The sequence below is a fragment of the Micromonospora sp. NPDC007230 genome, assembly GCF_042869115.1.
Lineage (GTDB): Bacteria > Actinomycetota > Actinomycetes > Mycobacteriales > Micromonosporaceae > Micromonospora.
Genome location: NZ_JBIAFE010000001.1, coordinates 575344 through 596061 on the forward strand (window position 1 = coordinate 575344; position 20718 = coordinate 596061).

Annotated in this window: 16 protein-coding genes; 9 read left to right on the forward strand and 7 right to left on the reverse strand. The window is 74.1% G+C overall.

Annotated features, from left to right (window positions below):
• Window positions 1-34: 34 nt before the first annotated feature.
• The 4 genes from ACFYML_RS02805 to ACFYML_RS02820 form a co-directional block, all read right to left on the reverse strand.
• On the reverse strand, window positions 35-643 hold the full coding sequence (locus ACFYML_RS02805; RefSeq protein WP_387418937.1) for a TlpA family protein disulfide reductase: 609 nt from the start codon (window positions 641-643) through the stop codon (window positions 35-37).
• Window positions 640-1419 (reverse strand): endonuclease III, encoded by a 780-nt coding sequence (gene nth, locus ACFYML_RS02810; protein WP_357439480.1) that lies wholly within the window; start codon window positions 1417-1419, stop codon window positions 640-642. The genes ACFYML_RS02805 and nth overlap by 4 nt, the downstream gene beginning before the upstream one ends.
• Window positions 1420-1476: 57 nt before the next feature.
• A complete protein-coding gene (locus tag ACFYML_RS02815; protein WP_387418938.1) occupies window positions 1477-2652 on the reverse strand; it encodes a CapA family protein in 1176 nt (391 codons plus the stop codon).
• Between the two features lie 86 nt (window positions 2653-2738).
• On the reverse strand, window positions 2739-3401 hold the full coding sequence (locus tag ACFYML_RS02820) for an adenosylcobinamide amidohydrolase (RefSeq protein WP_387418939.1): 663 nt from the start codon (window positions 3399-3401) through the stop codon (window positions 2739-2741).
• Window positions 3402-3531: 130 nt separating this feature from the next.
• Between ACFYML_RS02820 and ACFYML_RS02825 the strand changes: the two genes are divergently transcribed.
• From ACFYML_RS02825 to ACFYML_RS02865, 9 genes are all read left to right on the forward strand, one after another.
• Window positions 3532-4209 carry a Crp/Fnr family transcriptional regulator gene (locus ACFYML_RS02825; RefSeq protein ID WP_007073398.1) on the forward strand — a complete coding sequence of 226 codons (678 nt, stop codon included), beginning with the start codon at window positions 3532-3534 and terminating at the stop codon, window positions 4207-4209.
• Between the two features lie 180 nt (window positions 4210-4389).
• Complete coding sequence (locus ACFYML_RS02830; RefSeq protein ID WP_387418940.1) at window positions 4390-5133, forward strand: metallophosphoesterase family protein; 744 nt, start codon at window positions 4390-4392, stop codon at window positions 5131-5133.
• A 359-nt stretch (window positions 5134-5492) separates the two neighbouring features.
• Window positions 5493-6146: a TetR/AcrR family transcriptional regulator gene (locus tag ACFYML_RS02835; RefSeq protein ID WP_387418941.1), complete on the forward strand. Its 654-nt coding sequence runs from the start codon at window positions 5493-5495 to the stop codon at window positions 6144-6146.
• Window positions 6147-6178: 32 nt separating this feature from the next.
• Window positions 6179-6979 (forward strand): TIGR03084 family metal-binding protein, encoded by an 801-nt coding sequence (locus tag ACFYML_RS02840; protein WP_387418942.1) that lies wholly within the window; start codon window positions 6179-6181, stop codon window positions 6977-6979.
• Window positions 6976-8709 (forward strand): acyclic terpene utilization AtuA family protein, encoded by a 1734-nt coding sequence (locus tag ACFYML_RS02845; RefSeq protein WP_387418943.1) that lies wholly within the window; start codon window positions 6976-6978, stop codon window positions 8707-8709. The genes ACFYML_RS02840 and ACFYML_RS02845 overlap by 4 nt, the downstream gene beginning before the upstream one ends.
• Window positions 8706-9845 (forward strand): acyl-CoA dehydrogenase family protein, encoded by a 1140-nt coding sequence (locus tag ACFYML_RS02850; protein WP_387418944.1) that lies wholly within the window; start codon window positions 8706-8708, stop codon window positions 9843-9845. The genes ACFYML_RS02845 and ACFYML_RS02850 overlap by 4 nt, the downstream gene beginning before the upstream one ends.
• A 55-nt stretch (window positions 9846-9900) precedes the next feature.
• Window positions 9901-11502: an acyl-CoA carboxylase subunit beta gene (locus ACFYML_RS02855; protein WP_387418945.1), complete on the forward strand. Its 1602-nt coding sequence runs from the start codon at window positions 9901-9903 to the stop codon at window positions 11500-11502.
• Between the two features lie 7 nt (window positions 11503-11509).
• Window positions 11510-13594: a biotin carboxylase N-terminal domain-containing protein gene (locus ACFYML_RS02860; protein WP_387418946.1), complete on the forward strand. Its 2085-nt coding sequence runs from the start codon at window positions 11510-11512 to the stop codon at window positions 13592-13594.
• Entirely contained in the window at window positions 13591-14781 is a 1191-nt protein-coding gene (locus ACFYML_RS02865) for an acyl-CoA dehydrogenase family protein (RefSeq protein WP_387418947.1), read from the forward strand. Before ACFYML_RS02860 ends, ACFYML_RS02865 begins: the two co-directional genes overlap by 4 nt.
• A 24-nt stretch (window positions 14782-14805) precedes the next feature.
• Here the strand turns inward: ACFYML_RS02865 and ACFYML_RS02870 are convergent, their stop codons facing one another.
• The 3 genes from ACFYML_RS02870 to ACFYML_RS02880 form a co-directional block, all read right to left on the reverse strand.
• Complete coding sequence (locus tag ACFYML_RS02870; RefSeq protein WP_387418948.1) at window positions 14806-15858, reverse strand: hypothetical protein; 1053 nt, start codon at window positions 15856-15858, stop codon at window positions 14806-14808.
• Window positions 15855-16796 carry a transporter substrate-binding domain-containing protein gene (locus ACFYML_RS02875; protein ID WP_387418949.1) on the reverse strand — a complete coding sequence of 314 codons (942 nt, stop codon included), beginning with the start codon at window positions 16794-16796 and terminating at the stop codon, window positions 15855-15857. Before ACFYML_RS02875 ends, ACFYML_RS02870 begins: the two co-directional genes overlap by 4 nt.
• Window positions 16797-16862: 66 nt before the next feature.
• Window positions 16863-20630, reverse strand: coding sequence for a CHAT domain-containing protein (locus ACFYML_RS02880; RefSeq protein WP_387418950.1), 3768 nt, complete (start codon window positions 20628-20630; stop codon window positions 16863-16865).
• Window positions 20631-20718: the final 88 nt, after the last annotated feature.

Sequence of the window (20718 nt, forward strand, 5' to 3'; positions counted from 1 at the left end):
CTGCTGAGCTGAATGGTTCGCTCGCTCCGCTCGCTCACGTGACCTCCACGCCGAGGTGCTTGCGGACCAGCTCGGCGAGGCGGGCGTCGTCCAGCGCGCCGGTCGAGTCGGTGTGCCGGATCCGGCCGTCCGCGTCGACGAAGACGGTCAGCGGGAAGGCGTTCCGGCGCAGCGCCCGCTCGAACGCGTCCCCCTGGTCGACCAGCATGGGGAAGCGGACGTCGAAGTCCTCGCCGATCGACTGTGCCCCGCCGCGGCTGTCCCGGCTGTTCACCCCGATCACCTGGAACCGGCCCTCGGCCCGCTCGCTGAGCCGCTGGAAGGCGGGCAGCTCCTTACGGCAGGGCGGGCACCAGGACGCCCAGACGTTGATCACCGCCGGCCCCTTGACGTCACGCAGCGACACCGGGGCGCCCCCGGTGAAGCAGGAGAGGGTCAGCTCGGGCAGCGGGTCACCCGGGCTGCCGGCCGGGACCGGGGCGGCCGAGGGCGGCGCGACGGTCAGCGGGGCGCAGTCGGCGAACGGCGAGGGGCGCTCCGGCCGGGCCGCCGGCACCGGGCTCTCCTGCTGGGCGGTGGTGCCGGTGCAGCCGGCCACCGCGAGCAGCAGCGGGACGAGCAGGTACGCGAGGCGACCGGTCACGGCACGTCCGCCGCGACCGCCTGCTGCGGCACCAGGTCCGGGTCGAGGCCGACAGCCGCCGCGAGATCCCGGGCGCGGGGCCCTTTGAGCAGCTTGGCGGCGGCCACCGGGTCGGTCGGCCCGGTGCCGTACGCCGGGCAGAGCTTCGCCAGCGTGCAGGCGCCGCAGGCCGGCTTGCGGGCGTGGCAGACCCGCCGCCCGTGGAAGATGATCCGGTGCGACAGCATCGTCCAGTCGCGCTTCGGGTACAGCGCGCCGATGGCGTGTTCGATCTTCACCGGGTCGGTCTCGGTGGTCAGCCGCCACCGCTGCACCAGCCGCTGGAAGTGGGTGTCCACGGTGATGCCGGGGACGTCGAAGGCGTTGCCGAGGATCACGTTGGCGGTCTTGCGGCCGATCCCGGGGAGGGTGACCAGGTCGGCCAGCCGGCCGGGGACCTCGCCGTCGTACCGCTCGCAGAGGGCGCGGCCGAGGTTGATCAGCGAACTGGTCTTGTTGCGGTAGAAGCCGGTCGGCCGGATCAGCTCCTCCAGCTCCGCGCGGTCCGCCCCGGCGTAGTCGGCGGCGGTGCGGTAGCGGGCGAAGAGCTTCGGGGTGACCTCGTTGACCTTCTTGTCCGTGCACTGGGCCGACAGGATCGTGGCGACCGCCAGCTCCAACGCGTTGGAGTGGTCGAGTTCACAGTGCGCGTCGGGGTGCGTCTCGGTCAGCACTCGGCCGATCCGCCGGGCGCGGCGGGTACGGCCGAGGTCGGTCTCGGGGGAGCGCGTGGTCACGCCGGCCAGCCTACGTCGCGCGGCCGACCTCCTGGCGGGCCCACGCGGGGGCCGGCGCTACGCGCCCGCCGGGGGACTGATCCGGCCCGACTCGTCGATCTCGGGGCCCGTCTTCGGGAAGTCGGCCCCGCTCACCTGGCGGACCAGCCCGAGGCCACGGTGCTGCCGGTCGATCGCCGGCCGCCCCACGCTGTTCATCGCGGTCGAGGTGAACTGGCCCTCGACGAAGCTGCCGTCCGCCTTGACCGACACCTTCAGCACCCCGCCCCAGCCCAACCGGCCGGACGGGTTCAGCGACCTCCCACCGCCGGCGAAGTTGCCCAGGCTGTAGGCGATCAGCCGCCCCCGGTAGACCTCCATCCCGCGCAGCACGTGCGGGCCGTGCCCGATGACCAGATCGGCACCGGCGTCGATCACGGCGTGCGAGAACCGGATCGGGTCGCCCCGGTTCTCCCCGAAGAACATCTCGGTGCCCAGCTTGACCCGGGTCTTGTCGGCGCCCTCGGCGCCCATGTGCACCTGCACCACCACCACGTCGGCCAGGTCGGTGGCCGTCTTGACCACCTTCTTCGCCGCGTCGAGGTCGACCAGGCTGTTCGACCACGGGTACGACGAGAAGCCGAGCACCGCGACCTTCACGCCCTGCACCTCGGCCACGGTGATCTGGTCCGGCGCGCCGGTGTGCTTGAGCCCGTGCGCCTCCAGCGCGGCCTGGGTGTTCTCGTAGCCCCGCTTGCCGTAGTCGTAGCCGTGGTTGTTGGCCTGGTTGAGCATCTCGAACCCGGCGTCGCGCAGGTGCGCGGCATAGCCGGGGGGCGCCCGGAACTGGAAGCAGTTCGTCGCGTTGGCCCCGCACTTGCCGGTGCCGGTGTCGTCGGTGAGCGGCTCCTCCAGGTTGCCCATCACGAGGTCGGCCTTGAGGGCCGCCTTGACGTCGTCGAAGAAGCCCTTCCCGCCGTTGGCCGGCAGCCGGGCCGGGGCGTTGCCCATGATCACGTCACCGGTCGCGGCCAGCGAGATCGTCTTGCCCGACTCGTCCGCCGACTTGGCCGGCTGGTCCGCCTCGTTCGGGACGGTGCTGCCGGCCGACCCGTCGGCCGCACCCGGGTGCCAGGTCGAGCCGTCCCCGCCGGACTCGCCGCAGCCGGCGGCGAGCAGGGCGACGAGCAGGACGCCGAGGATGGTGGTGCGGCGACGCGGGAGACGGGAGGCGCGAGTGGCGGAAGCGTACATCGACCGCGACGCTACCGTCCGGAAGGCGCTCCGACGATGGCCGATCGGTCGGAAAACCCGTCTGGTCGAGCGGGAACCCATCCGGCTCAGCCTGCCTGACGGTCGGACCAGGGCACGACCGCGCCGGTGCCGCCGGCCCGCACGGCCGCGTGCACGGCCCGGGCCAGCGGGGCACCCCAGGCCGACCGGGGGCCGCCGTACGGGGCGGCCTCGCCGTCGGCCCGGCAGAGCACGGTGACCGCGTCGGTGGGGGTGCCGGTGGCCGGCAACCCCAGTTCCCAGATCGCCTGCGCCTTCGCCTCGGTGGCCGTGGCCACCGCGTTGACCAGAGCCGCCTCGCTGAGCCGGGCCGGGACGTACACGACGATGTTGACCGTGCCGACGCGCTGGGCGGGGGTGGCGGGCGCGGGCGCGGCGGCCCAGACGGGCGTGCCCAGCCCGACGGTCGCCCAGGCCCGTACGCCGGTGTCGGCCCGGGCCACCACCTCGGCCACGTCGACCCCGGTCAGCAGCCCCACCCCGGGCCCGGCCAGGTCGAGGCCGTCGGCCAGCTCGGCCAGATGGGCGGCCGGGTCGTCCCGGGCGTACGACATCGGCACGGTCGCGTTGACCACCCACCGGCGTACGCCGATGCCACCGCCCAGCGGGGCACTGCCGACCGCCAGCAGCGGCTCCGCGGCCCGCCAGACCAGCAATGGGATGTTCCACCCGTCCTCGGGACGGGTGGTCAGGAACGGCTCGCTCAGCACGCCCCAGAGCCTATGATCCGAGGGGGTGCACCTCTGATTCCCGCTCAAGTGGGCCTAGACTGGCGGCGCGCGAGGGATCAGCGGACGGCGGACCCGGCCGACGGACGGCACGCGCAGGCGGAGGTGCGCGATGGACGAGGTACTGGCCCGCAGCGGGATCTTCCAGGGTGTCGACCCGGAGGCTGCCGAGGCGCTCGCCAAGGAGATGGAGACGATCGAGGTCCGCAAGGGCGAGGTCGTCTTCAACGAGGGTGAGCCCGGCGACAGTCTCTACATCCTCCTGTCCGGCAAGATCAAGGTGGGCCGCCGCGCGGCGGACGGTCGGCAGAACCTGATCGCCGTGATGGGCCCTTCGGACATGGTCGGCGAATTGTCGCTCTTCGACCCCGGCCCGCGTACGGCGACGGCCACCGCGGTGACCGACACCCGGCTGGTCCGGCTGCGCAAGCAGGCGCTCCGGCCCTGGCTGAACAACCGCCCGGAGATCGCCGAGCAGCTGTTGCGGGTGCTGGCCCGCCGGCTGCGCCGGACCAACGACTCGCTGGCCGACCTGATCTTCACCGACGTGCCGGGCCGGGTCGCCAAGAACCTGCTCCAGATGGCCGGCCGGTTCGGCACCCGGGACGGCGGCGTGCTGCGGGTGACCCACGACCTGACCCAGGAGGAGATCGCCCAGCTCGTCGGCGCCTCCCGGGAGACCGTCAACAAGGCCCTCGCCGACTTCGCCTCGCGCGGCTGGCTGCGGCTGGACGGCAAGAGCATCATCATCCTCGACCCGGAGCGCCTCGCCCGCCGCGCGCGGGTCTGACACCCCGCCCGGCCGGTCCGACCCGGCCTTCGGCTCGTTCCCGGCCCGGCCCGCCCTGAGCGGTCCGGGCCGTGCCGTTCCCGGCCCCGACCCACGCCTGGCAGACCGGGCCGATGCCGATCCGTCTGCCCGGCGCAGAATCGCTGGACCGCGCCCCGGTGCGGCGGGAACGCTGGGGCGATGCTCGAACGTGTCGCAGTCCTGTCCGACATCCACGGCGCGCTGCCGGCGCTGGAGGCCGTCCTCGCCGAACCGGACGTCGCCGCGGCGGACCTGATCGTGCTCACCGGTGACATCGCCAGCGGCCCGCAGCCGGTCGAGGTGCTCGACCGGCTCGCCGCGCTCGGTGACCGGGCCTGCTGGGTGGGCGGCAACGGCGAGCGGGAGCTGGTCGAGGCGCGGGCCGGCGGGAAGTCGCCGTTCGAGGTCGCGAACTGGGCGGCCGAGCAGCTCCGGGACGACCAGCTGGCCCGGCTGGCCGCGCTGCCGCTGACCGTCACGCTGCCCGTCGCCGGCCTCGGCGACGTGCTCTTCTGTCACGCGACGCCCCGGGACGACGAGGAGGTCGTGCTGGTGGACTCGCGGATGGAACGTTGGGCGGAGGTCTTCGCCGGCGTACCGGCCGAGGTGGGCACGGTGGTCTGCGGGCACACCCACATGCCGTTCACCCGGCTGGTCGACCGCCGGCTGGTGGTCAACCCGGGCAGCGTCGGCATGCCGTACGGCGGGGCGGGCGCCTGGTGGGCGTTGCTCGGCCCGGGCGTGCAGTTGCGCCGGACCGGGTACGACGTGGACGCCGCCTGCGCCCGGGTGGTGGCCGAGTCCGGCTTCCCGGACGCCGCCGAGTGGGCCGACGAGTACCTCCGCGCGCGGCACAGCGACGCCGAGGCCCTCGCCGTCTTCGGCCCCCGCGACGGCCGCTGACGCCCGCCGACGGCTCTCGCGACCGCCGCTGGCGCCCGCCGATCGACTCTCCCGACCGCCGCTGGCGCCCGCCGATCGACTCTCCTGACCGCCGCTGGCTTCTCGGCCATGGGTCGCTCGTCGCCGAGGTCGGCCGCACGCCGTGCGGCGACGCGGACAACAGGGTCGGAGAGGTTTGTGCGCGGCGCCGCCGACCCGCCGCAGGCTGCGGCCGGATAGTCGGGCGTGCGATATCGCAGACGATTCAGCTCCAGAGCGGCTGCGAAGCACTGGGGCGCCGCGCCCCGCACGCCCCCTGCCGCGCCGACGCCTGAAAAGTCAGTCTTGACTGTTTGTTTCGCGGGCGGCACCCTGTCCCCGTGTCCGTCGCATCGATCCGCGTCCCTCAGCAGGAACGCAGCCGCGCCACCCAGGCCCGGCTGCTGGCGGCGACCGTCGAGTGCCTGGTCGAGCGCGGCTGGTCCGGCACCACCACGACCGTCGTGGCGGCCCGGGCGGGCGTCTCCCGGGGCGCCCAGCTGCACCATTACCCGACCAAGGCCGCCCTGGTCACCGCCGCCGTCGCCCACCTCACCGAGCGCCGGGCGGCGGAGCTGCGCACCGAGGCCGCCGCCCTGCCGGCCGGCCCACGCCGGCTGGACCGGGTGGTCGACCTGCTCGCCGCCGCCTTCACCGGGCCGCTCTTCGTCGCCGCCCTGGAGCTGTGGGTGGCCGCCCGCACCGACGCCGAACTGCGGGACGCCCTGGTGCCCCTCGAAGCCCGGGTCGGCCGGGAGATGCACCGGCTCACCGTGGAGCTGCTCGGGGTGGACGAGCGCCGGCCCGGCGTACGGGAAGCGGTGCAGAGCACGCTCGACCTGCTCCGCGGCCTCGGCGTGGCCAACCTGCTCAGCGACGACTCGGCCCGCCGTACCGCCCTGCTGCAGAGCTGGAAGCGCCAGCTGACCGCCCTGCTCACGCCCGACGACGGCCCGCCGGACGCCGGCGGAGCCTCCGGGAGCGCGCGGCCCTGACCCCTGACCCGCCCACCCCACCCGGAGGCACCATGGTCGACCTGACCGCACTGCTCGCGGACCTGGCCGCCGAGTCCGCGCAGCTCGACGCCCTCGTCGCCCCGCTGCCCCCGGTGGAGTGGGACCGGCCCACCCCGGCACCGGGCTGGTCGGTCGCCCACCAGATCGCCCACCTGGCCTGGACCGACCACGTGGCCCACCTCGCCGCGACCGACGCCGCCGCGTTCTTCGCCTCGGTCACGGCCGCGCCGGACCCGGCCCGCCTGGTCGACGACGGCGCGGCGGCGTTCCTCGCCCCGCCGGCCGAGCTGCTGGCCCGCTGGCGGGACGGCCGGGCCGCGCTCGCGGCGGCCCTGGCCGCCGCCCCGCCCGGCGAGAAACTGCCCTGGTACGGCACCGGGATGTCACCCGCCTCGATGGTGACCGCCCGGATCATGGAGACCTGGGCGCACGGCGAGGACGTGGCCGAGGCGCTCGGCGTCGAGCGTGTGCCGACCGCTCGCCTGCGGCACGTCGCGCATCTCGGCTTCCGTACCCTCGGGCACGGCTTCGCCGCGCACGGCCGCCCGGTGCCGGCGGCCCCGGTGCGGGTGGAGCTGGCGGCGCCCGACGGCGCGCTCTGGACGTTCGGGCCGGCGGACGCGGCCAACCTGGTCACCGGGCCGGCGCTCGACTTCTGCCTGCTGGTCACCCAGCGCCGGCACCGCACCGACCTGGCCCTGGTCGCCACCGGGCCGGTCGCCGACGAGTGGCTGGACGTGGCGCAGGCGTTCGCCGGCCCACCCGGCGCCAAGCGGGCCGCCGGCAGCGGGCATGCCAAGGAGACGGCATGACCCCGGTGCTACGGGTCGGCAACGCCTCCGGCTTCTACGGCGACCGGCTCACCGCCTGGCGGGAGATGCTCGACGGCGGCGAGCTGGACGTGCTGACCGGCGACTACCTGGCCGAGCTGACCATGCTGATCCTCGGCCGGGACCGGATGCGCGACCCCGCCCTCGGCTACGCGAAGACCTTCCTCCGCCAGCTGGAGGGCTGCCTCGGCACCGCGCTCGACCGCGGGGTACGGCTGGTGACCAATGCCGGCGGGCTCAACCCGGCCGGCCTGGCCGCCGCGATCGCCGCGCTCGCCGACCGGCTCGGCCTCCGCGTCCGGATCGGGTACGTCGAGGGCGACGCGCTCGCCCGGCCGGACGCGCTGACCGCCAACGCGTACCTGGGGGCGTTCGGCATCGCGGCCTGCCTCGACGCGGGAGCGGACGTCGTGGTGACCGGCCGGGTCACCGACGCCTCGCTGGCGGTCGGCCCGGCCATCGCCCGCTTCGGCTGGTCCCGGGACGACCTGGACGCGCTGGCCGGGGCCACCGTCGCCGGGCACCTGATCGAGTGCGGGGCGCAGGTCACCGGCGGCAACTTCAGCTTCTTCACCGAGCTGCCCGACGGGGGTCACCGGCCCGGCTTCCCGATCGCGGAGATCCACGCGGACGGCTCCGCGGTGCTCACCAAGCACCCTGGCACCGGGGGCGCGGTCACCGCCGAGACGGTCACCGCCCAACTGCTGTACGAGGTGGGCGGGCCGGCGTACCTCGGGCCGGACGTGGTGAGCCGGCTGGACACGGTGCGGCTCAGCCCGGACGGCCCGGACCGGGTACGGGTCCACGGCGTCCGGGGCACGCCCCCGCCGGACACGCTCAAGGTGGGCGTCAACAACCTCGGCGGATTCCGCAACTCGATGACATTCGTGCTCTGCGGGCTGGACATCCCGGCCAAGGCGGCCCTGGTCCGGGGACAGGTGGAGGAGGCGGTCGGCACGGAGGGGCTGGAGTTCGTGCTGGCCCGTACCGATCATCCGGACGCCTGCGACACCGAGGCGGCGAGCGCGCTGCTGCACGTACACCTGCGGGACGGCGACCGGGCGCGGGCCGGACGGGCCTTCTCGGCGGCGGCGGTGGAACTGGCGCTGGCCTCCTACCCGGGCTGCACCCTGACCACCGTGCCCGGCGACGCGACGCCCTACGGCGTGTTCACCGCCGACACCATGCCGCAGGGCGCTGTCGCGCACGTGGCGGTGCTGCCCGACGGGGTACGCGTGCCGATCGCCCCGCCGGCGCGGACGACGACCGCACCGGGGGCCGCGCTGCCGCACGGGACCACGGCGGCGTCCGCCATCGGGCCGGCCATCGGGGACGGGCGGCCGGCGGGCCCGACCCGGCGGGCGGCCCTCGGCGAACTGGTGGGTGCCCGGTCCGGGGACAAGGGCGGGGACGCCAACCTGGGCGTCTGGGCCCGGACCGGCGCGACCTGGGCCTGGCTGCGCGGCTGGCTCACCGTCGAGCGGCTGGCCGAACTGCTGCCGGAGACCGCCCCGCTGGCCGTCGAGCGGTACGAGCTGCCGAACCTGCGCGCGGTCAACTTCGTGATCCGGGGCCTGCTCGGGCCGGGGGTGGCCGCCTCCACCCGGTTCGACCCGCAGGCCAAGGCGCTCGGCGAACTGCTCCGCTCCCGGATCGTGGACCTGCCGGCGGACCTGCCCGCCAGGCCGGCCATGAAGGAGGGACAGTCGTGACCATCGTGGACACCCCGGAACGCCGGCAGCTCCGCGAGCTCGCCCGCACCTTCCTGACCAAGGAGGTGCTGCCGCACCTGGACGCCTGGGAACGGGCCGGCGAGGTGCCCCGGTCGCTGCACGAAACCGCTGCGAAGGTCGGGCTGCTCGGCATCGGCTTCCCCGAGAAGGTCGGGGGCAGCGGCGGCGACCTGCTCGACTCGATCGTGGTCACCGAGGAGATCATCCGCTCGGGCGGCTCGTCCGGGCTGGTCGCCGCCCTGTTCACGCACGGCATCGCCCTCCCCCACATGGTCGCGGCCAGGAACGAGGACCTGATCGACCGGTACGTCCGGCCCACCCTCGCGGGGACGATGATCGGCGCCCTGGCGATCACCGAACCGGACGGCGGCTCCGACGTGGCGGGCATCCGCACCACCGCCCGCCGGGACGGCGACCACTACGTGGTGAACGGGTCGAAGACGTACATCACCAGCGGCGTCCGGGCGGACTTCGTGACCACTGCGGTGTGCGCCGATTTCCCGGGCAGCGGCGAGCTCAGCCTCCTGGTGATCGAGAAGGGCACGCCGGGCTTCGCGGTCGGCCGGCCGCTGGAGAAACTGGGCTGGCACTGCTCGGACACCGCCGAGCTGTCCTTCACCGACGTCCGGGTGCCGGTGGCGAACCGGGTCGGCCCGGAGGACACCGGCTTCATCGCGATCATGCAGCACTTCGCCACCGAGCGGCTGTCCCTGGCCACCCAGGCGTACGCGATCGCGCAGCGCTGCGTCGAACTGGCCGTCCGCTGGTGCCGGGACCGATCCACCTTCGGCCGGCCGCTGGCCAGCCGGCAACTGATCCGGCACCGGCTGGCCGAGATGCACACCCGGGCCGAAGTCGCCCGGGCGTACGTGCACGACGTGGCCGAGCGGGTCGCCGCCGGGCAGCCGGTGGTGACCGAGGTGGCGATGGCCAAGAACGTGGCGGTGGCCGCCTGCGACCACGTGGTCGACGCGGCCCTGCAACTGCACGGCGGCTTCGGCTACCTGCGCGACGCCGAGGTGGAGCGGCACTACCGGGACGCCCGGATCCTCGGCATCGGCGGCGGCACCACCGAGATCATGAACGAGATCATCGCGAAGGGCATGGGGCTGTGAGCGCGAGGAGTGAGCCGGGTCTGCGAGCCCCGCAGTCACGAACGAAGGCGCCCCGGTGACCACACTGGACAGCTCGCTCGATCCGTCCTCGCCGGCCTACCAGGCCAACCGGGCGGCCCTGCTGGCCCGCCTCGCCGAGTTGGACGCCGCGCTCGACCAGGCTCGGGCCGGCGGCGGCGAGAAGTACGTGACCCGGCACCACAAACGCGGCAAGCTGCTGCCCCGAGAGCGGATCGAGCTGCTGCTCGACCCGGACAGCCCGTTCCTGGAGCTGTCGCCGGTGGCCGGGTACGGCACCGACTTCCCGGTCGGCGCCAGCGTGGTGACCGGCATCGGGGTGGTCGAGGGAGTGGAGTGCCTGGTCGTCGCCAACGACCCGACCGTACGCGGCGGCGCGGTGAACCCGTGGTCGCTGGCCAAGACCCGGCGGGCCGGCGAGATAGCCCTGGCCAACCGGCTGCCGATGGTCAACCTGGTCGAGTCGGCCGGCGCGGACCTGCCCACCCAGGCGGAGATCTTCATCCCGGGCGGCCGGGTGTTCCGCGACCTGACCCGGCTCTCCGCGGCGAAGATCCCCACGGTCAGCGTGGTGTTCGGCAACGCCACCGCCGGCGGCGCCTACATCCCGGGGATGTCCGACTACACGATCATGATCCGGGACCGGTCCCAGGTCTACCTGGCCGGGCCGCCGCTCGTGAAGATGGCCACCGGCGAGGTGACCGACGACGAGTCGTTGGGCGGGGCGGCCATGCACGCCACGCGGTCGGGCCTGGCCGACTTCCTCGCCGAGGACGAGCGGGACGGCATCCGGCTGGCCCGGCGGTGCGTACGCCGGCTCAACTGGCGCAAGCAGGGCCCGCCGCCGCACACCGCGCACCCCCAGCCGCCGAGGTATGACCCGGAGGAACTGCTCGGCCTCGCCAGCGCCGACCTCAAGGTGCCCTTCGACCCCCGCGAGGTGCTCGCCCGGGTGCTCGACGGCAGCGAGTTCGACGAGTTCAAGCCCAGCTACGGCAGCGCGCTGGTCACCGGCTGGGGCGAGCTGCACGGGTGGCCGGTCGGCGTGCTCGCCAACGCCCGCGGCGTGCTGTTCAGCGCGGAGGCGCAGAAGGCGGCCCAGTTCATCCAGCTCGCCAACGCCACCGACACCCCGCTGGTCTTTTTGCAGAACACCACCGGCTACATGGTCGGCACCGAGTACGAGCAGCGCGGCATCATCAAGCACGGCGCCCTGATGATCAACGCGGTGGCCAACTCGACCGTGCCGCACCTGACCGTCAACCTGGGCGCCTCGTACGGTGCCGGCAACTACGGCATGTGCGGCCGGGCGTACGAGCCGAGGTTCCTGTTCACCTGGCCGAACGCCAAGTCGGCGGTGATGGGCCCGGCACAGCTCGCCGGGGTGCTCTCCATCGTGGCCCGGCAGGCCGCCGCCGCCCGGGGCCGGGAGTACGACGAGGACTCCGACGCCGCGATGCGGGCGATGGTGGAGGAGCAGATCGAATCCCAGTCCGGGGCGCTCTTCCTCTCCGGCCGGCTCTACGACGACGGGGTGATCGACCCCCGGGACACCCGTACCGTCCTCGGGCTCTGCCTGTCGGCGATCCACAACGGACCGGTCCGGGGCGCCGACGGCTTCGGCGTCTTCCGAATGTGAGGCCGAGATGATTCGGAGACTGCTGGTGGCCAACCGGGGCGAGATCGCCCGCCGGATCTTCGCCACCTGCCGGGCGCTCGGCGTCGAGACGGTCGCCGTGCACTCGGACCCGGATGCCGGGGCGCCCTTCGTCGCCGAGGCCGACCGGGCCGTACGCCTGCCCGGGCACGCGCCGGCCGAGACGTACCTGCGGATCGAGGCGATCCTCGACGCGGCCCGCCGGGCCGGCGCGGACGCCGTCCACCCGGGCTACGGTTTCCTCGCCGAGAACGCCGAGTTCGCCGCCGCGGTGACCGACGCGGGGCTGACCTGGGTCGGGCCGAAGGCCAAGGCGATCGCCGCGATGGGCGACAAGCTGGCGGCGAAGGCGCTGCTCGCCGACGCGGGCGTGCCGATGCTGCCGAGCTGGACCGACGGCGACCAGGTCACCGGCTTCCCGGTGCTGGTCAAGGCCGCCGCGGGCGGCGGCGGGCGGGGCATGCGGGTGGTCCGCGACGCCGCCGGGCTGGCCGAGGCCGTCGCCTCGGCGCGGCGCGAGGCGGCCGCGGCGTTCGGCGACGGCACGGTCTTCATCGAGCGGTACGTCGAACGCGGCCGGCACGTGGAGGTGCAGATCTTCGGCGACACCCACGGCACCGTGGTGGCCCTCGGCGAACGGGACTGCTCGATCCAGCGCCGGCACCAGAAGATCGTCGAGGAGGCCCCGGCCGTCGTGCCGTCCGAGCTGCGCGAAGGACTGCACGCGGCGGCGGTGGCCGCCGGCCGGGCGGTCGACTACGTCGGCGCGGGCACGGTCGAGTTCCTGCTCGCCCCGACCGGCGAGTTCTTCTTCCTGGAGATGAACACCCGGCTCCAGGTGGAGCACCCGGTCACCGAGGCGGTCACCGGGCTGGACCTGGTCCGGCTGCAACTGCTGGTCGCCGAGGGCGAGCCGCTGCCACTGGCGGCGACCCCGGCGGCCGACGGACACGCGATCGAGGTACGCCTCTGCGCCGAGGAACCGGGCCAGGGCTTCCGCCCGGCCACCGGCACCCTGCACCGGTTCGCGATTCCCGGGGTGGCCGGCGAATTCACCCCGACTAAGGGGCTGCGGCTGGACTCCGGCGTGACGGACGCCTCGACGGTGAGCGTGCACTACGACTCGATGCTGGCCAAGCTGGTCGCCTGGGCGCCCACCCGCGCCGAGGCCGCCCGGGCCCTGGCCGGCGCGCTGGCCCGGGCCGAGCTGCACGGCGTCGCCACCAACCGCGACCTGCTGGTCCGGCTGCTGCACAGCCGGGAGTTCGGCGCGGTGGAGATCGACACCGGCTTCCTGGAGCGGCACCCGGAGGTCTTCGCCCCGCTGCTCCCGGCCGACCAGCTCCCGCTCGCCGCGCTGGCCGCCGCGCTCGCCTCCGCCGCCGGTCGGCGCGCCGCGGCGACCGTGCTCGCCGGGCTGCCCTCGGGCTGGCGCAACGTGCCGGCGTTTCCACAGGTCACCCGGTATGCAGGGACGGACGGCGGCGAGATCGAGGTGCGGTACCGGCTGGACCGCCGCGGGATGCTCGCCGAGTGGTCGACCTCGCCGAGCGCGGCGCCTACCTCACTGGAAGCGGCAGTGGTGGGCCGGGACGCCACATCGGGCGGCGAGGCGGCCCGTGGCCTGCCGCCGGCCGTGACCCTGGTCGAGGCGGCTCCGGACCGGGTGGTGCTCGACGTCGGCGGGGTACGGCGCACGTTCCGCGTACACCGGGTCGGGTCGGCGGTCTTCGTGGACGGCCCGGACGGGGCGGCGAGCCTCACCGAGCTGCCGCGTCTCCCGCTGCCCACGGCGGAGCTGGCGGCGGGGTCGCTGCTCGCGCCGCTGCCCGGCACGGTGACCCGGGTGCACGTCGAGGTCGGCCAGCGGGTCGCCGCCGGTGACCTGCTGCTGACCCTGGAGGCGATGAAGCTCGAACACCCCGTGCTCGCCCCGGCCGACGGCGTCGTCGTCGAACTGCCGGTGCCGTCCGGCGGCCAGGTCGACACCGGGGCCGTGCTGGCCGTGGTGGACAACTCCAGCTCGGCGCGCCGGGACCTGGAGCCGTCCGACCCCGAGGAGGATCCGCGATGAACTTCGACCTCACCTCCGAGCAGGAGCAGCTCCGCGACGCCGTGCGGGCGCTGGGCCGCCGGTACGGCCACAGCTACTTCGTCGAGAAGGCCAAGGCCGGCGCGCACACCACCGAGCTGTGGCACGAGGCCGGCCGGCTCGGCTACCTCGGGGTCAACATCCCCACCGAGTACGGCGGCGGGGGCGGCGGCATCACCGAACTGGCCATCGTCTGCGAGGAGTTGGCCGCGGCCGGCTGCCCGCTGCTGCTGCTCGTGGTCTCCCCCGCCATCGCCGCCACCGTGATCGCCAGGCACGGCACGGAGGCGCAGCGCAAGCGGCACCTGCCCGGGCTCGCCGACGGCTCCCAGAAGATCGTCTTCGCGATCACCGAACCGGAGGCCGGGTCGAACTTCCACCGCCTCGACACGGTGGCCCGCCGGGACGGCGACGGCTGGCTGCTCTCCGGCCGCAAGTGCTACATCTCCGGCGTCGACGAGGCGGGGCATGTGCTCGTCGTCGCCCGGGTTGCCGTCGGAGACGGCCCGGCCAGCTCGGCGGAGGCGGCTCCGCAAAAACTCAAGCCCGCGCTGTTCATCGTGCCCACCGACGCACCGGGGCTGACCTCGTCCAAGCTGGACATGGAGATCGTCTCTCCGGAGAACCAGTTCCTGCTCTACCTGGACGACGTCCGGCTCCCCGCCGACGCGCTGGTCGGCGAATCCCTGGACGCCGGGCTGCCGGCGCTCTTCTCCGGGCTCAACCCGGAGCGGATCACGGTGGCCGCGATGGGTGCCGGCACCGGCCGGTACGCGATCGAGCGGGCCAGCGAATACACCACCACCCGCAAGGTGTGGGGTGGCCGGAGCATCGGCTCGCACCAGGGCGTCGCCCACCCGCTCGCGCACGCCGCTGTGCAGGTGGAGCTGGCCCGCCTGATGATCTACAAGGCGGCCACCCTCTACGACGCCGGCCGCGACCTGGAGGCGGGCGTCTCCGGCAACATGGCCAAGTACGCGGCCGGCGAGGCCGCCGCGCTCGCCGTGGACACCGCCGTCCAGGCGCTCGGCGGGGCCGGCATGACCACCGAGTACGGGGTGGCCACCCTGCTCGGCGCGGTACGGGCCGGCCGGATCGCCCCGGTCAGCCGGGAGATGATCCTCAACTTCGTCGCCCAGCACGTGCTCGGCCAGGAGAAATCCTACTGACCCGGCGGCCGAGGGCCGGCGGGGTTACACCGGCCCTCGGTCTACCGTCCGGCAGGCGGCGTCGATGCGGTTCACCGGGCGCACCCGCCGACCCAACCCCTCCAGCAGCGAGTCCTCGACATGGAAGTCGCGGATGCGCAACTGGCGGCGGGGCAGTTCCTCCTCGCTCGGGCAGAGCACCTGGGCCCGGACCTGGTCGACCGGCAGGTAGCGGACGCCGCCGCGCTCCTGGAGCAGCACGACGTTGACGTCGTCCACCGTCACCACGTGGCCGCGGATGTCCTCGCTGACACCCGGGGCCGACTCGATCGTGGTGACGGTGAGCGGCAGCACCGGGGTGCTGATCACCGGGAGCGCGGCCCACACCAGCGTGGCCAGCACCGCCGCCTCGGTCACCGAGGCCAGTGGCCGGATCACCGCCGCCGGCAGCGGCCCGGTGACGAAGAGAGCCAGCACCGGCGGGACGACGAGCAGCACCAGGGCGAGCAGCTCCCGCTGCTGCCAGGCGTCCAGCAGGGTCGGCGCGAGCAGCCACAGATAGCCGGTGAAGCCGGCGCAGAGCAGCAGCACCCGGGGCACCACCTGCTCGTGCAGCCGCTCCGGGCTGAGCTGGAACGCCGCCGCGAACGCCGGGACGAGCAGCGGCAGGTAGAGCAGCGGCCAGGTGACCAGGGCCAGCAGGAAGCTGGCCACCGCGAACCAGGCCGGGGTGGCGTCCACCCAGCGGACGAAGAGCGGGCGGCGGACGCCGGGCGGCATCCGGTCCACGCTGACCCGGAGCACCGCGCCGAGCGCGAAGACCGCGACCAGCCCCGCGGAGAGCAGCCGGGCGGCCGTGGTGAGGAAGCCGGCGAGCAGGTTGACCGTGCCGACGTTGGCGACGAGCAGCAGGGTGGTCTGCAGTTCCCCGCCGGCCTCGACGCCCAGCCGGAGCACGGAGAACACCGCCGGGACACCGACCACGGCCGTCCAGAACGACTGGCTGGCCCGGGCCCGCCGTTCGGCCTGGTCGTGGCCGGCCGGGACGGGCGGGAGCGGACCTGCCTTGGCCGGGACGGTCGCCGCTGGGGCGCTCATCGCCGGGGTGCCTTGTCGTCGAAATCGACAAGCTTGGGCACGTCCAAGGGCTGCGGCTGCGACCGGCCGCCCTTCAGCCACGGCCCCAGCGTCCGGTTGTACGCGGTGAGCCACGGGCTGCTGATCCCGCTCCGCCCCTCCAGATAGCTCTTGTGCAGGAAGAACGCGACCAGGTCCCGCAGCGCCGGGTCGCCGATCGGCACCCCGATGCCGAGCTGTTCGCTGGTGCCGAAGGGCATGTCGACGATCTCGAACTCGGTGGGATACCGGGAGAGGAAGCCGGCGAGGATGGTCTCGTCGGAGCTGACCGCGTCGAAGCGCCCCTTCCGGATGCCCTCGACGCAGTCGCCCACGTCCTTCACCACGTACGCCTTGACCGCGTGCTTCTCCAGCTCGGCCTCGGTGGTGGAGCCGCCGCTGGTGCAGATCCGGTAGCCCGGCTCGCGAAGGTCCTCGATGGTACGGATGCGGTCCTTGAGCCGCGTCGGCACCATCACCTCCTGGGTGGTGACGAAGTACGGCCCGGCGAAGCTGACCAGCTTCTTGCGCTCCTCGGTGATGGAGAAGCTGGACACCACCAGGTCCACCGTGCCGGCCTGCAGGGCGGGGATCCGATCCTCGGTCGACAGTGCCACCCACTCGATCCGCTGGTCGCCCTCGTAGCCGAGGGACGAGGCGATGTAGCGGCCGATCTCGACGTCGAAGCCGGTGTGCGTGCCGTTGCGCAGCTCGCCCATCAACGGCTCGGTGGTGGCTACCCCGATCTTGATCCGGGGTTGACCGTCGAGGTGCGACTCGCGCAGCTTGTCGAGCACCGACGGCAGCGGCGGTTCCCGGCGGTTGTCACAGCCGGCTGCGGCGGCCAGGGTCAGGGTCAGCGCCACCGCGACGGTGGTGGCGACGGACCGGAGCCGGTGACGGGGAGGAACCTCGTTCATGGGCGACCTCGATCACGGACACGGCGGGGTACCCAGGGTAGCGGCACAGGCGAGCGGCGTGACGGTTCACAGTGGTCGGTTCAGTCCGACGTGGAGGTGGCCGGCCCATCGGGTCGGCGTCGCCGGGAACTCGTCGCGGACGGACCGAACCGTCTCGGTGAGCACCTGGGCCGCCGCGGCCGTGTCCGGGCGTCGGGTGCCGCCGTTCGTCAGTCCGGCGTAGAAGGCCTCGGCGATCCGGGCGCTGTCCGTGGTACGCCAGGTCGTGCCGATCACGCCGCGGAAGCCCGCGAGCTGGAACGCCGCGGCCAGGTGCAGCGGTTCGTCGGTGAACGTCGGGTGCGTCTCGGCGGTGCTGCACGCGGAGAGAAAGGCCAGTTCGGCCCGCTCGAGGTGGAATGAGCCGACCCGGTGCGGGCTGAGCGTGCCACCTCCGCCGAGGCGCAGGCCGCCGGTCAGCATCGCGCTCAGGCCGGCGTCCGCCTCGCCATGGCAGGCGAAGTGCGCGATCGGGTGTGCCCGCAGCGCTTCCTCGACCGCGCGCGCCGCCACTTCGGTCCCGGTGAGCACCCTCGAGCCGGGGACCAGGCGCGCGACGTGCTCGACCTCGGCACGAACCTGGGACAGCGCCGGCAGGTCCCGCGCGGTCGGTACGCCGACGACGGCGGCCGTGGCGGTCGCCGGTGGCCGTGGGCGGTCCGCGGCGGCGTGCGCCAGGGCGGTGAGGGTCGGCGTGTAGGACGACACGGTGCGGTCGAGGACGGTACGCCTGCGGCCCGGGTCGCGGTGGTGACCGGCGGCGTGGAGCGGGAGGCGGGCCAGCGCGCCGACCGGGGACCACCAGATCCGGGGTGCCGGGTCGTCCACGGGAGCGACCCGGTCGAGCACCGGCCCGGTGACGGCGTCCCAGAGCCAGGCCAGGATGCCGTGCAGCTGCTCTTGCGCGGAGGCGCGCCGGTCGAACGGCACCGCCGGGTCCGTCGCCTCGGACAGCGCCGCGTACCACCCGACGACGTGCCGCCGGACGGCGGTCTCCGACAGCTCGGGCAGGCGGATCACCTGCACGGGTCGCCCCGGGTCCGCCGGCACGACGAGAGCGTCGCCCTGGTCGCCGTGCGTGTTGACCACGACGACCGGCATTCCCGCGAGCCGCTGGCGCAGGCGCGGCACCGACGGTGGACGCAGGAAGTCGGCGAATCCGGGGAGCCCGCGGATCCGCTCGATCAGCCGGTCCCGTTCGACGGCGAGCTGCCGGGTACGGGCCTGCCAGACCGGTCGGGGGTCCCATTCCGTCGTCGAGCTGCCCAACACGTCGCCGGCCGCCGACCGGCGTTCCACCTCGATGGTGAACTTCCGGACGTGGGTGTAGGCGTCCGCCTCCGCCAGCTCCCGGTCGACCCGGTCGAGTTCTGTGGCGAGTTGGGGGCTGACGGTGCGCAGCTCCGCCCGCCCGCTGCGGATGCCCAGGGCCTCGTGGAACAGCAGGCCACGGCCGCGTTCCAGGAGCTCGACGGCTCCGTCGGCGTCCCCAGCCGCGATCGCGACCGCGGCGGCCTCGGCCGCCAGCCCGCCCAGTGCGGCGACGGCTCCGAGCCGACGGCGGGCGCTCGACGACCGGCTGACCGACGTCGGCATGCGCCGCACCGCCCGCTCCAGGGCGGCCAGTCGGGCGGCCGGGTCGCCGGCCTCACGGGCCAGCGCGGCCTGCTGGCGTTCGGCGTCGATCCGGGTCTGCGCGTCCGCCCTGGGCGACGCGGCGATCGCGGCGTACGTGGCGATGGCCTCGGCCCTCGCCCAGTTGGCATCCGGCTCTTTCGATCTCGACAGTTCGGCGGCCGCCCGGGCCAGCAGCCCGGCCCGCAGCGACCACCAGTGGTGCTCGGGCGGGGTCTCCTCGACCGCCTGCCTGGCCAGCTCCACGGCGTCGGCCAGGACCATGAGGTCGCCGCCGACCAGGTAGCGCTGGTACCGCGTCTCGGCGACTGAGCTGAGGATCCGGGGCTGGTCGGGGTGGTCCGGCGGCAGCAGGGCGAGCGCCTCGCGGTAGGCGCGCTCGGCCATCGCCAGGCCGGCCTCGTCGTTGCGGCGGACGGCCTGCCGGGACAGGCTGCTCGCGTGGTTGAACAGGAAACCGATCCGGCGGGAATCGTGACCCGGCAGGGCCTCGACGGCGCGCCGGCTGGTCGCCACGGCTTCGGCGAGGAGCGTGTCGTCGGGTGCCAGCACGTCCCGGTGGGACAGCAGGTTGGCGAGCTTCATGAGCCGCAGCGGATACAACCCGTGCCGGGTGGACGTTTCGCTGAGGGCCTCCCGCTGGTACCGCAGCGCCTCGTCGAGGAGGTCCGGGTCGTCGGCCAGCCAGCCGGCGTCGGCCAGCGTGTCGGCGAGGACCACGAGCTGGAACGGGCGCAGGTCCGGCTGCGCGTCGGTCAGTTCCAGTGCCGCGCGGGCCGCCGACACGGCGGCCGCGACCATTTTCTCGTCCCGCCCGTGCACTCCTGCGTGGCCGGCGCCACCCGCCAGCAGGTTCAGCGCGTCCCGCCACAGCGGATGCGCCGGCCCGGTGGCGTCCAGGGCCACCTGCGCCCAGGTTGCCGCCCACGCGGCGCCGTCCAGCTCACCGCCGTGTTCCCAGCGATCGAGCTCGGCCCGGCCGAGCGACAGCAGGGCCTGGGGTCGGGCCGGATGGAAGCCGGGCACCGTGGCGAACAGCAGGGCGGCCGACTCGTGCCGCTCGGCCAGTGCCCGTGCTGAGGCGTCCACCGCGATCCGCGCGTCCGTCTCCTCGACCCGCTGCAGGAGCCGGTCGATCACCTCGGCTTGGTTGGCTGCGGTGGCGACCGTGAGGGCCGGTTCGGGGCCGATCTCTCGGGCCAGCAGGTTGACGACCGAGTTGAGCCGCTCAAGAGCCGAGGCCGCCTCGGGCCGGTCCGGCGCGGCGGCGTGGACCGTGTCCCGCCAGGCGGCGGTCGCCTCCAGCAGGAGCAGGACCGATGCCTTCTCCGGAACCTCGTGCAGCCGGCACAACGCCCCGCCGAGCTGCGCCACCACCTGCGGATCGGTGGGATGCCGCTGCCAACTGAGCTGCGCCGCCCGGCGATATTCCCCGACGGCCAACTGCAGCGCCTTGGGTCCGGCGCCCCGGTCGAAGTAGAGCTCCAGCAGGCGACCGCGGCGGACGAGCCGGTGCATCCGGTGCGGGTCCTGGGCGGAGGTGTCCGCCAAGGCCTCCGTGGCGGCGTCCAGCGCCTCGTCGTACGTCGGCCCGTCCCCGGTCGCCTCGGCCAACGTGACCAGTGCTTCGGAGAGATCGGTCAGCAGCGCGGCACGGATCAGGACGGCCGACGCGTCGCGCTCCCGTTCCAGGGGCCGAAGCCATTCCCGGTACAGCGTGACGAGCATCCGGAGGGCTTTCTCCGAACCGGCCCGGTACCGCTGCCAGAGCCCCGCGATCCGGTCGGCCTGCTGCGGGCTGAGCAGGACATCGGACAGTCGCGGTGAACCCGGCCGATCGGTCCCCCGGCATTCGTCCCGGATCAGCTCGGGCACCAGGTCCGGGTCGCGGCGGCACCCGCGCCGGAACTGCTCGACCGCCGCTCCGCGCTCCCGCAGACCGTCCAGACCGGGCAGGTTGAGGTAGCGGTTCCAGTGGAGCCCGGCCAGTGCCCGCGCCGCCTGGCGTCCGGTTCCGCGGTCACCGGCTGCCGCGGCGAGGGCCTGCTGTTCGTGGGAGAGGTCCGCTCGGAACAGGACGCTCGGGTCGCCGGTGCGTTCGTACTCTGCGATGACCGCCGTCACCCGCTGCGCGGCACTGTCGGTGGTCCATCTCGACATCGCTGCTCGATTCCCCGTGGCTGGCGTCGGCCGGCGATCTGTCCCGCAACGATCCTGCCCGCTCCGGACCGGTCGACGGAAGCGGAAA

Bases quoted from the DNA above. Each gene is read 5' to 3' on its own strand.
- ACFYML_RS02815 (WP_387418938.1), bottom strand. From the start codon at position 2,652: ATGTACGCTTCCGCCACTCGCGCCTCCCGTCTCCCGCGTCGCCGCACC.
- ACFYML_RS02825 (WP_007073398.1), top strand. From the start codon at position 3,532: ATGGACGAGGTACTGGCCCGCAGCGGGATCTTCCAGGGTGTCGACCCG.
- ACFYML_RS02830 (WP_387418940.1), top strand. From the start codon at position 4,390: ATGCTCGAACGTGTCGCAGTCCTGTCCGACATCCACGGCGCGCTGCCG.
- ACFYML_RS02840 (WP_387418942.1), top strand. From the start codon at position 6,179: ATGGTCGACCTGACCGCACTGCTCGCGGACCTGGCCGCCGAGTCCGCG.
- ACFYML_RS02845 (WP_387418943.1), top strand. From the start codon at position 6,976: ATGACCCCGGTGCTACGGGTCGGCAACGCCTCCGGCTTCTACGGCGAC.
- ACFYML_RS02860 (WP_387418946.1), top strand. From the start codon at position 11,510: ATGATTCGGAGACTGCTGGTGGCCAACCGGGGCGAGATCGCCCGCCGG.
- ACFYML_RS02865 (WP_387418947.1), top strand. From the start codon at position 13,591: ATGAACTTCGACCTCACCTCCGAGCAGGAGCAGCTCCGCGACGCCGTG.
- ACFYML_RS02870 (WP_387418948.1), bottom strand. From the start codon at position 15,858: ATGAGCGCCCCAGCGGCGACCGTCCCGGCCAAGGCAGGTCCGCTCCCG.
- ACFYML_RS02875 (WP_387418949.1), bottom strand. From the start codon at position 16,796: ATGAACGAGGTTCCTCCCCGTCACCGGCTCCGGTCCGTCGCCACCACC.
- ACFYML_RS02880 (WP_387418950.1), bottom strand. From the start codon at position 20,630: ATGTCGAGATGGACCACCGACAGTGCCGCGCAGCGGGTGACGGCGGTC.